The organism is Kitasatospora sp. NPDC043949 (genome assembly GCF_056435365.1).
In genome coordinates, this window is record NZ_JBWKEQ010000073.1 from 21,805 (window position 1) to 33,078 (window position 11,274).

General features: G+C 71.3%; 7 protein-coding genes, 2 pseudogenes and 1 riboswitch. Of the genes and pseudogenes, 7 read left to right on the forward strand and 2 right to left on the reverse strand.

Annotation, left to right across the window (positions count from 1 at the left end):
- Nucleotides 1-103 precede the first annotated feature (103 nt).
- The 7 genes and pseudogenes from AC07AL_RS35575 (at nt 104) to AC07AL_RS35605 (ending at nt 8,360) form a co-directional block, all read left to right on the forward strand.
- Nucleotides 104-1,399 (forward strand): cytochrome P450 family protein, encoded by a 1,296-nt coding sequence (locus AC07AL_RS35575; RefSeq protein WP_478319400.1) that lies wholly within the window; start codon nt 104-106, stop codon nt 1,397-1,399.
- A gap of 210 nt (nt 1,400-1,609) precedes the next feature.
- Nucleotides 1,610-1,777: riboswitch (cyclic di-AMP (ydaO/yuaA leader) on the forward strand.
- 5 nt (nt 1,778-1,782) lie between these two features.
- Nucleotides 1,783-2,688 (forward strand): transglycosylase family protein, encoded by a 906-nt coding sequence (locus tag AC07AL_RS35580; RefSeq protein WP_478319401.1) that lies wholly within the window; start codon nt 1,783-1,785, stop codon nt 2,686-2,688.
- 267 nt (nt 2,689-2,955) lie between these two features.
- Complete coding sequence (gene eno, locus AC07AL_RS35585) at nt 2,956-4,242, forward strand: phosphopyruvate hydratase (protein ID WP_363588371.1); 1,287 nt, start codon at nt 2,956-2,958, stop codon at nt 4,240-4,242.
- Between the two features lie 231 nt (nt 4,243-4,473).
- Nucleotides 4,474-4,986, forward strand: a complete 513-nt coding sequence (locus tag AC07AL_RS35590) for an FtsB family cell division protein (protein WP_363630182.1) — start codon at nt 4,474-4,476, stop codon at nt 4,984-4,986.
- Nucleotides 4,958-5,497: pseudogene (locus AC07AL_RS35595) on the forward strand (DUF501 domain-containing protein); the annotation flags it as partial. The gene AC07AL_RS35590 and the pseudogene AC07AL_RS35595, both read left to right, overlap by 29 nt.
- A 131-nt stretch (nt 5,498-5,628) precedes the next feature.
- On the forward strand, nt 5,629-6,564 hold the full coding sequence (locus tag AC07AL_RS35600; RefSeq protein ID WP_063348031.1) for a Ppx/GppA phosphatase family protein: 936 nt from the start codon (nt 5,629-5,631) through the stop codon (nt 6,562-6,564).
- A 428-nt stretch (nt 6,565-6,992) separates the two neighbouring features.
- Nucleotides 6,993-8,360 carry an NAD(P)/FAD-dependent oxidoreductase gene (locus AC07AL_RS35605; RefSeq protein WP_063348030.1) on the forward strand — a complete coding sequence of 456 codons (1,368 nt, stop codon included), beginning with the start codon at nt 6,993-6,995 and terminating at the stop codon, nt 8,358-8,360.
- Nucleotides 8,361-8,560: 200 nt separating this feature from the next.
- Here the strand turns inward: AC07AL_RS35605 and AC07AL_RS35610 are convergent, their stop codons facing one another.
- Nucleotides 8,561-11,119, reverse strand: a complete 2,559-nt coding sequence (locus tag AC07AL_RS35610) for an ABC transporter permease (RefSeq protein WP_478319402.1) — start codon at nt 11,117-11,119, stop codon at nt 8,561-8,563.
- Between the two features lie 63 nt (nt 11,120-11,182).
- Nucleotides 11,183-11,274, reverse strand: a pseudogene (locus tag AC07AL_RS35615) (ABC transporter ATP-binding protein); the annotation flags it as partial.

The window sequence follows — 11,274 nt, forward strand, 5'->3', positions numbered from 1 at the left end:
CACGGAGCGTTGGCGGGCCGTCCGCCGGGTGTCGACGATCCGGCCCCGCCGGTCGCGTCCGCCGGAGGCGGTGCGGCCCCGACCCACCGGATACGGTCGACGCATGCCAGTGCAGCCCGATCCCGCCGCCCCGCAGCTCTTCACCTGGGAGTTCGCCACCGATCCGTACCCCGCCTACGCCTGGTTGCGCGAGCACGCCCCGGTGCACCGCACGACGCTGCCGAGCGGGGTGGAGGCCTGGCTGGTGACCCGCTACGCGGACGCTCGGCAGGCGCTGGCGGACGGCCGGCTGTCGAAGAACCCGGCGCACCACAGCGAGCAGGCGCACCGCACCGGGCGGGTGGGAATTCCGGGGGAACGCCAGGCGGACTTGATGACGCATCTGCTGAACATCGACCCGCCGGACCACACCCGGCTGCGCCGGCTGGTGTCGAAGGCGTTCACGCCGCGCCGGGTGGCGGAGTTCGAGCCGCGGGTGCAGCAGCTCACGGACCGGCTGATCGACGGCTTCGCGCAGCGCGGTTCGGCGGACCTGATCCACGAGTTCGCGTTCCCGCTCCCCATCTACGCGATCTGCGACCTGCTGGGCGTGCCGGCCGAGGACCAGGACGACTTCCGGGACTGGGCCGGGATGATGATCCGGCACGGCGGCGGCCAACGCGGCGGCGTGGGGCGGGCGGTGAAGCGGATGCGGGCGTACCTGCTGGAGCTGATCCACCGCAAGCGGGCGGATCCGGGTGATGACTTGATCTCGGGCCTGATCCGGGCGAGCGACCACGGCGAGCACCTGAACGAGAACGAGGCCGCCGCGATGGCGTTCATCCTCCTGTTCGCGGGGTTCGAGACGACCGTCAACCTGATCGGCAACGGCACGTACGCGCTGCTGCGCAACCCGGAGCAGCGCAGGCTGCTGCAGGAGTCGGTGGTGCGCGGCGAGACGGCGCTGCTGGAGACCGGGATCGAGGAACTCCTGCGCTACGACGGGCCGGTGGAGATGGCGACGTGGCGTTTCGCGACGCGGCCGCTGTCGATCGGCGGGGTGGACATCCCGGTGGGCGATCCGGTGCTGGTGGTGCTGGCCGCGGCGGATCGCGATCCGGCCAGGTTCGCGGACGAGAACACCCTGGACCTGGCCCGCACGGACAATCCGCACCTGGGTTTCGGCCACGGGATCCACTACTGCATCGGCGCCCCGCTGGCCCGCCTGGAGGGGCGGAGCGCACTGGCCACGCTGCTTTCCCGGCTGCCGGACCTGCGGCTCGCGGAAAACCCGGAGAACCTGCGCTGGAGGGGCGGCCTGATCATGCGTGGCCTGCGGGAACTCCCGGTCGAATTCACTCCGGAGACCTGCTCTCCGCACGCGCCGCCGGTCGCGCCGACCGACGCCCCGACACGCTGACGGCATGTCTCCGGCGGTTCGTGGAGCCGGGCCTGAACCCGCATTAATCCGGACATACCGCCGCAGTTGGTAGGCGATTGACCACGCGCCGTAATTTGTGTGTGATATCGGTGATATGAGCTTGTTATTGGTCTGATGATCTGTCTACTCTCCCTGGAGTTCGCAGCTGCGGACCTCGTGCGCGGAACGCCGAATCCTGCCCGCCGCGTCACGGGAAACCGACCAGACCCTGGGCAGGGGCGGGGGAACCAGGTTTGTTGCCGTTCCCCGACGGCTTGGGGTGAAGCCGCCCGAGCGGAATCGTTTCCGCTTTCGGCGGCCGGGCCACCTCCCGGTCCGAACCCGACAGCTCACCTCGCAGGCGTGCGGAGAGGGACCTCTTCATGCTGTTCGTTGGAACCGGCCGCCACCGCCGTCGCACCCAGACCGAGAAGGCCATCGCCGTCGCCGGTGTGGCCGGCGTCGGACTCGCGATGCCGCTCCTCACCGCCACCGGCGCCTCCGCCGCCCCGGCCTCCACCTGGGACGCCGTCGCCCAGTGCGAGAGCGGCGGCAACTGGAGCATCAACACCGGCAACGGCTTCTCCGGCGGCCTGCAGTTCACGCCCAGCACCTGGAAGGCGTACGGCGGCACCTCCTACGCCCCGCAGGCCAACCAGGCCAGCAAGGCGCAGCAGATCTCGGTCGCCGAGAAGGTGCTGGCCTCGCAGGGCCCGGGCGCCTGGCCGGTCTGCTCCCAGAAGGCCGGCCTGAGCAAGGGCGGCGCCCCGGCCTCCGTGGACACATCTACGGACGCCAAGCCCGCCAAGCAGTCCGCCGCCAAGCCGACCCAGCAGGCGCAGGCCCCGAAGCCCGCCCAGCAGCCGGTCAAGCAGGCCGCCCCGAAGCCGGCCGCCCAGCAGGCCCCGCAGCAGACGCAGCCGCAGACCCAGGGCTTCTCCGGCAAGGCCGGCTGGGACGCCGACGCGAAGGTGTACTGGTACCAGAACAACGGCGCCTGGTACTGGACCAGCCACCAGAGCGTCTACCAGCAGTACGCGGGCCAGCCCGCCGCCCAGCCGCAGTACGCGCCCCGCGCCGCGCAGCCCGCGCAGTCCGCCCCGGCCGCGCAGCCCGCCGCCGCGCAGGGCGGTCACGACTACACCGTCCGGGCCGGCGACACGCTGTCGACGATCGCCGCCGCCCAGGGCGTGTCCGGCGGCTGGCAGTCGGTGTACGACGGCAACCGCGGCACCGTCGGCGGCAACCCCAACCTGATCATGCCCGGCCAGGTGCTGCACCTCGGCTGAGCGGCCCGGGCCCTGAACGGCCCGCGCCCTGCGGGCGAAGGGGGACGGGACCTGTCCCCCTTCGCCCGCATTCCCCCGTATTCGCCCGCTTCGATCGGGCAAGCAGGTGAACTACTGGTGGGTAGCCGGGCCACACGCTGAGACGGGACCGAGGCCAGCGCGGCCCCGGGGGCCGGGGCGGTTAGGCTCTGGTCGTAACGACTCCGCAATCGTCCCGCCGGCAGCACCCAACGTCAGCCGGACCCTGCTTCCGCAAGGAGATGCCTCGTGCCGTCCATCGATGTCGTCGTAGCCCGTGAGATCCTCGACTCGCGTGGCAACCCCACGGTCGAGGTCGAGGTCGGCCTCGACGACGGCAGCACCGGCCGTGCCGCTGTCCCGTCGGGTGCCTCCACCGGCGCCTTCGAGGCGCTCGAGCTGCGCGACGGTGACAAGAACCGCTACTTCGGCAAGGGCGTGGAGAAGGCCGTCCTGGCCGTCATCGAGCAGATCGGCCCGGAGCTGGTCGGCTACGACGCCACCGAGCAGCGCCTGATCGACCAGGCCATGCTCGACCTGGACGCCACCCCGGACAAGTCCTCGCTCGGCGCCAACGCGATCCTGGGCGTCTCGCTGGCCGTGGCGCACGCCGCCTCCGAGGCCAGCGACCTGCCGCTGTTCCGCTACCTGGGCGGCCCGAACGCGCACGTGCTGCCCGTTCCGATGATGAACATCCTCAACGGCGGTTCGCACGCGGACTCCAACGTCGACATCCAGGAGTTCATGATCGCCCCGATCGGCGCGGAGTCCTTCTCCGAGGCCGTCCGCTGGGGCGTCGAGGTCTACCACACCCTCAAGGGCGTGCTGAAGGAGCGCGGCCTGTCCACCGGCCTCGGCGACGAGGGCGGCTTCGCGCCGAACCTGGACAGCAACCGCGAGGCCCTGGACCTCATCACCGAGGCCATCCAGAAGGCCGGCTACGTGCCCGGCCGTGACATCGCGCTCGCCCTGGACGTCGCCGCGTCCGAGTTCTACGAGGACGGCGCCTACCAGTTCGAGGGCAAGGCCATCTCCGCCGCCGAGCTCATCGAGTACTACGCCGAGCTGGTCGACGCCTACCCGCTGGTCTCCATCGAGGACCCGCTGGACGAGTCGGACTGGGACGGCTGGAAGGCCATGACCGTCAAGCTGGGCGACAAGGTCCAGCTGGTCGGCGACGACCTGTTCGTCACCAACCCGGCCCGCCTGGCCAGGGGCATCGAGACCGGCACCGCCAACGCGCTGCTGGTGAAGGTGAACCAGATCGGCTCGCTGACCGAGACCCTGGACGCCGTCGAGCTGGCCCAGCGCAACGGCTACCGCTGCATGATGTCGCACCGCTCCGGCGAGACCGAGGACGTCACCATCGCCGACCTGGCCGTCGCCACCAACTGCGGCCAGATCAAGACCGGTGCCCCGGCCCGCTCCGAGCGCGTCGCCAAGTACAACCAGCTGCTGCGCATCGAGGAGATCCTCGACGACGCCGCCGAGTACGCCGGCCGCGGCGCCTTCCCGCGCTTCCGCTCCGCGGAATAGCAAGCACAGCCGCTCTGCGGAATAGCCAGCACAGCCGCTCCGCGGAGTAGCAAGCACGGCCGCTCCGCGGAGCAGCAGGCTCAGCCGCTCCTCGGAGCAGCGAGCACGGTCGCTCCGCCGACCGGTGAGCACGCCTGACCGGTGCCCCGCCGTTCACCCCGTAGGGTGGACGGCGGGGCACCGTCGCGACCAGGAGGGGAACGGGAGATGGCAGGCTGGAGGATCCCGGGCTTGGCGGCCCGGCCTCGCTTCACGAGCCGGGCGACCGTCCTCGTCCTGGTGCTCTGCTCGCTGGTGGCGATCCTCGCCTACCCGACGCGGCAGTTCATCTCCCAGCGCGCCGAGATCTCCGCCCAGCAGGCGAAGGCCGACCGCTCCCGCCAGCAGGTCGAGCAGCTGCGCCGGGAGAAGGCCCGCTGGCAGGACCCCGAGTACGTCAAGGCGCAGGCCCGTGTCCGGCTGCACTACGCGATGCCGGGGGAGACCCCGTACATCGCGGTGGATCCGGCCGGTCAGGCCGCCGCCCGGCCCTCGTCGTCCGCCTCCGGTGTCGCTGCCGGCGCCGCCCCGGCCGCCTCCGACGGCGCGCCAGGCGGCTCGGCGCGGGCCGCCAAGCCCTGGTACGCCAGCATCTGGGACTCGGTCGACGCCGCCGACACCACCGACGCCGCCGTCCCGGCCCCCGCCTCCCCCCGTCCGCTCCCACCGTCCCCCGCTGGAGACACCTCCCCCCATGACCACTGAGAACCACCCCGCCGTCTCCGACGCCGACGTCGCCGCCATCGCCGCCCAGCTCGGCCGGGTGCCGCGCGGCCTGCGCGGCGTGGCGCACCGCTGCCCCTGCGGCAACCCGGACGTCGTGGAGACGGCCCCCCGACTGCCGGACGGCACGCCGTTCCCGACGCTGTACTACCTGACCTGCCCCAAGGCCGCCTCGCTGATCGGCACCCTGGAGGCGGACGGCGTGATGAAGGAGCAGACCGCCAGGCTCGCCGACGACCCGGAGCTGGCCGCCGCCTACCAGAAGGCGCACGAGGACTACATCGCCCGGCGCGATGCCATCGAGGTGCTGGAGGGCTTCCCGAGCGCCGGCGGCATGCCGGACCGGGTGAAGTGCCTGCACGTGCTGGTCGGCCACTCGCTGGCGGCCGGCGAGGGCGTCAACCCGCTCGGCGACGAGGCGATCGGCCTGCTGGAGGACTGGTGGGCCAAGGGCCCCTGCGTCTCCCCGGCCGAGGTCGAGGCCGCCGGTGAGCGGGTCGCCCGCAACCGGGCCAAGGACCAGGACCACCAGGCCGTGATCGAGGCCAAGCAGCAGAAGGCCGCCGAGCGCGCCGCGAAGAAGCGGGCCGCCGAGGAGTCCGACGCCGGGGAGTCCGCGTGAGCATGACCCGGGTGGCCGCGATCGACTGCGGCACCAACTCGATCCGGCTGCTGGTCGCCGACCTGGACCCGGCCACCGGGGAGATCACCGACCTCGACCGCCGCATGATCATCAACCGGCTGGGCCAGGGCGTGGACCAGACCGGCCGGCTGCACCCGGACGCGCTGGCCCGCACCTTCGCGGCCTGCCGCGAGTACCGGGAGGTCATCGCCGGGTTCGGGGTCGGCCCGGAGCGCACCCGCTTCGTCGCCACCAGCGCCTCGCGGGACGCCGAGAACAGCGACGAGTACGTCGAGGGCGTGCGCGCGATCCTGGGCGTCGAGCCCGAGGTGGTGAGCGGCGAGGAGGAGGCGCACCTGTCCTTCGTGGGCGCCACCAAGGAGCTGACCGGCGGCCAGTTCCCGGCGCCGTACCTGGTGTTCGACCTCGGCGGAGGCTCGACCGAGTTCGTGCTGGGCGGTGCGGACGTGCAGGCGGCGCGCTCGGTGGACATCGGCTGCGTCCGGCTCACCGAGCGGCACTTCGGCGGCGCCGAGCTGCCCTCGCCGGAGCAGATCGAGACGGCCCGGGCGCACGTGCGGGCCGAGCTGGACAAGGCCGAGGAGGTCGTCCCGCTGCGCGGTGCGGCCACCCTGGTGGGCCTGGCCGGGACGGTCACCACGGTGTCCGCGATCGCCCAGGACCTGCCGGCCTACGATTCGGCGGCGATCCACCACTCGCGGATCGGCCGGGAGCGGGTCGCCGGGATCGCCCGCGAGCTGCTGGGTGCCACCCACGCCGAGCGCGCGGCCATCCCGTCGATGCACCCGGGCCGGGTGGACGTGATCGCGGCCGGCGCGCTGGAGCTGCTGGAGATCATGGAGCGGACGGGCGCGGCCGAGGTGGTCGTGAGCGAGCACGACATCCTGGACGGCATCGCCTGGAGTATGGCCTCCTGACCTCCTGCGAGCCTTACCCGACCGGCCCCGGCACCCCTTTCGGGGGTCCGGGGCCGGGGCGCGCCCGGGCCGGTGCGGGAAAGTTCGTGAATTTCTTCACATGGCGATCCAGTCATTCGCCGCAGCTGCTCGCCCGCTACGTCCGAAATGTGGGACCGAAGGTCTGCTCGCCGTGACGACCCCTGGATCGCAGGTCAAGCCTCGGTTGAGGTTTGAAAATCGAAATCACGAGCGGGAACCCGGGCACCGTACGGATCGTTGCTGCTCAGCAGGGTGGTATTCCGGCGTGCGCTCACGAGGGGGCGCCCGAGGCTGCGAGTCGGCGCGCCGGGCCCGGATTTGCGGCCGCGCAGTGTAGCACGGGGTGTCCAGAAGCTTGTGACCGGGCTCACGAAGGCTGCTCCGGACGGTGCTGGATACTTTCGGATATGAGCACCACGGAGCGTCCTCGCATCCTCATTGTCGGCGGTGGTTACGTCGGCCTGTATGCCGCGATGCGCATCCTCAAGAAGATGCGTTACGGCGAAGCGACCGTCACGGTCGTGGACCCGCGGTCGTACATGACGTACCTGCCCTTCCTCCCCGAGGCGGCCGGCGGCAACGTCGCGCCCCGCAACCTCGTCGCGCCGCTGCGCAGCGCCCTCAAGAAGGCGGAGGTGCTCACCGGTGCGGTCACCGGTGTGGACCACGCCCGCAAGGTCGCCACCATCCAGCCCGCGGCCGGCGACAGCTACGAGCTGCCCTTCGAGTACCTGGTCGTCGCGACCGGCTCGGTCTCCCGCACCTTCCCGATCCCGGGTCTGGCGGAGCACGGCATCGGCATGAAGACGGTGGAGGAGGCCATCAGCCTCCGCAACCACGTCATGGCCCAGCTCGACAAGGCCGAGTCCACCGCCGACGAGGAGGTCCGCCGCAAGGCCCTGACCTTCGTCGTCATCGGCGGCGGCTTCGCCGGTGTCGAGACGATCGCCGAGGTCGAGGACATGGCGCGCGACGCCGCCAAGATCTACAAGACCGTCAGCCGTGACGACATGCGCTTCGTCCTGGTGGAGGCGGCCAACCGCATCCTCCCGGAGATGGGCCCGGACCTCGGTCTGTGGACCAAGGAGAAGCTCGAGGAGCGGAAGATCGAGGTCTACATCGAGACCTCGATGGACTCCTGCGTCGACCAGCACGTGGTGCTGAAGAACGGCCTGGAGATGGACGCCTCCACCATCGTGTGGACGGCCGGCGTGAAGCCGAACCCGGTGCTGGCCAACTTCGGCCTGCCGCTGGGCCCGCGCGGCCACGTCGACACCGCGCCGACCCTCCAGGTCCAGGGCTTCGACTACGTCTGGTCCGCCGGCGACAACGCCCAGGTCCCGGACCTCGCCTCCGGCGAGGGCGCCTGGTGCCCGCCGAACGCGCAGCACGCCGTGCGCCAGGCCGCCGTCCTCGGTGACAACGTCATCTCGGGCATGCGGGGCTTCCCGCAGAAGAACTACGAGCACAAGAACCTCGGTGCGGTCGCCGGCCTGGGCCTGCACAAGGGCGTCGCGATCCTCTTCGGCAAGGTCAAGCTGAAGGGCCGTCTGGCCTGGTGGTTCCACCGCGCGTACCACGGCGCCATGGTCCCGACCATGAACCGCAAGGTCCGGGTCTTCACCGACTGGACGCTGGCCATGTTCCTGAAGCGCGAGATGGTCGGCCTCTCCCAGATGGAGCAGCCGCGCCTGCCGATCCAGGAGGTCACGGCGCCCACGAAGCCCGTGGAGGCCGCCAAGCCGGCCGCCGAGAAGGAACTCGCCAGCAAGTAAGCGACTGAGACCCCGGTGTGGGAGCACCGGGGTATGAGTCGGAGGCCCTCCGCCCGGCAGTGTCGCCGGACCACGACCTCCGTGGTGCTCAGCCGGCCGTGCGACCGGGCGGAGTACAGAAGTAGAAGGGCCCCTGCCGAAACCCTCCGGCAGGGGCCCTTTCTCGTCGTCCGCCCGCTGGGCGGGCCCGTGAGGGGCGGTCAGTCGGTCTTGATGCTCGCCAGGATGTCCAGCTTGGACGCCCGGCGGGCGGGCCAGATCGCGGCCACCAGGCCGACCACCCCGGCCAGGGCCAGGAACAGCGCCAGCTGGCCGAAGGGCAGGACGGTGGTCAGGCCGCTCAGGCTGGACTTCAGGGTGCCGTTGATCGCCCAGGCGATGAAGCAGCCGAGCAGCAGGCCGATGCCGGCGCCGAACAGCGAGATCACCACGGACTCCAGGCGGACCATCCGCTTGATGCCCCGGCGGTCCAGGCCGATCGCCCGCAGCATCCCGATCTCGCGCTTGCGCTCGAAGACCGACATCGCCAGCGTGTTGATCACGCCCAGGATCGCGACCAGCACGGACATCGCCAGCAGGCCGTACATCAGGTTCAGCGCGAAGGTGATGGTCTGGCTGAAGTCGTCGCGGACGTCCTGCTTGGACTTGACGTCGATCACCGGGTTGGCGCCGGTGGCGTCCTTGAGGGACTGCTTGAGCGCGGCGGTGGCGCCGTCCTTGCCCTTGACCAGGACGTCGGTGATGTAGGGCTTCGGCTCGTGCTTGGCGACCTCGCTGTTGGCCAGCAGGACCGGGCCGAGCATGCCGCCCTTCTCGTACACGCCGCCGACGGTGAGCTGACCGGTGGACTGGTCCGGGTAGGAGACCGCCACCGTCGAGCCGGCGGTGAGGTGGAGCTTCGTGGCGAGGTCCTGGTCCACCAGGACCTCGCCCTGGCCGAGCGTGGCGGTGGCGCCGCTGGTCAGCTTGACCTCGGCGAGCTGGTCGAAGGAGCCGGCGTCCATGCCGGTGATCGTCACGCCGCTGCCGTCGAACTTCCAGTCGGCGGTCGTCACCGCGGAGGAGGCGGCCACCCCGGGGGCCTTGGCGATCTGCCCGGGCACCTGCTCGGACAGGCTCATGTGGTTGGCGCCCGAGACCATGTAGTCGGACTTCATCGAGCTGGTGACGGCCTTGTCGATCGCGCCGCCGACCGAGGCACCGATCACGGTGAGGCCGCTGACCAGGGTCAGGCCGATGGTGAGCGCGGCGGCGGTGGACGCGGTGCGGCGCGGGTTGCGGACCGCGTTCTGCTGGGCGAGCTTGCCCGGAGTGCCGCCGAGCCCGCGCAGCAGCGGGCCGATCAGCGCGACCACCGGGCGGGAGAGCAGCGGCAGCAGGACGAACACGCCGATCAGGGCGAGCAGGGCGCCGAGGCCGACCGGCAGGCGGCCGCTGTCGTTGCCGGTGGAGGCGCCGAAGCCGATCAGCGCGAGGCCGCCGGCGGTGAGCGCCGAGCCGATCGCGTTGCGGACCAGCAGGCTCTTCTGGCTGGTCGGCTGGTCGCCGCTGCTCATCGCCGCCACCGGGGCGATCCGGGCGGCGCGCACGGCCGGCAGCAGGGCGGACAGCACCGTCACCAGGACGCCGACGGCCAGGGTCACCGCGATGGTGAGCGGCTTGATGACCAGCGTGCCGTGCGGCATGTTCTCGTTCAGCCGGCTCATCAGGGACTGCATGCCGGCGCCGATTCCGATGCCGGCGAGCAGCCCGGCCAGCGCCGCGACGGTGCCGATCGCCAGGGCCTCGACCAGCACCGAGCGGGTGACCTGCTTGCGGCTGGCGCCGATCGCCCGCAGCAGCGCGAGTTCCTTGGTGCGCTGGGCGACCAGCATGGTGAAGGTGTTGGCGATGATGAAGATGCCGACGAAGAGCGAGATCCCGGCGAAGACCAGCAGCATGGTGCGCATGCTGTCGGTGGCCTTGGTGATCATCTCCTGCTCGTCGGCCTTGAGCTTGGCGCCCGTCTCGACGTCGAAGTGCCGGTCGGACGGCACCTTGGGCTGGACCTGGGCGAGCAGCGCGTCCTCGCTGGTGCCGGGCTTGGCGGTGAGCACGATGCTGCTGAAGTGGCCGGGCTCCAGCAGCAGCTGCTGGGCGGTGGCGCGGTCGAACAGGGTGAGGGTGCCGCCGCTGTTCACCACCGGGTCGTCGGTGGTGAAGACGCCGGTGAGCTTCGCCTCGATCACCGGGCCGTTGATGGCGATCCGGACGGTGTCGCCGGTCCTGTAGCCGGCCTTGTCGGCGGTCTTGCGGTCGAGGGCGATCTCCTTGCCGTTCTTCGGGCCCTGGCCCTCGGCCATCGGGTAGCGCGGGTCCTTGCCGTCCGCGGCCGGGGCGAAGTTGGCGCCCTTGGCGGCCCAGAACTGGCCGATCAGGTTGCCGCTCCGGTCGGCGACCCCGGTGAAGCCGCTGACCACGCCGCGGGCGTTGGCGGTGCCCGGCAGGGCGGCCAGCTGCTGGACGGTGGCGTCGGTGAGCGAGGCGTTGCCGCTCTCGCTCTTCGGCTTGGCGCTGGTGCGGGGGCCGGCCGAGTAGTCCACGACCTGGACCGAGACGTCCGAGTAGCTCTTGGAGTTGTTGTCCCGCATGGCCTTGCCGAAGGTGTCGGAGAAGACCATGGTGCCGGCGACGAAGGCGGTGCCGAGCATGACGGCCAGCGCCGTCATGAGGAGTCGGCCCTTGTGGGCCAGCACGTTGCGCAGTGCGGTGCGGTACATGGGGTGTCCTGGGTTTCGCGTAGGGGCGGCGGCTGGGCTGGCGGGCCCTGGCTGGTGGTGGCTCTAGCTGGTGCGGCCCTTGGCGTCGAAGCGGCGCATGCGGTCCAGGACGGTGTCGGCGGTGGGGTGGTGGAGTTCGTCGACGATGCGGCCGT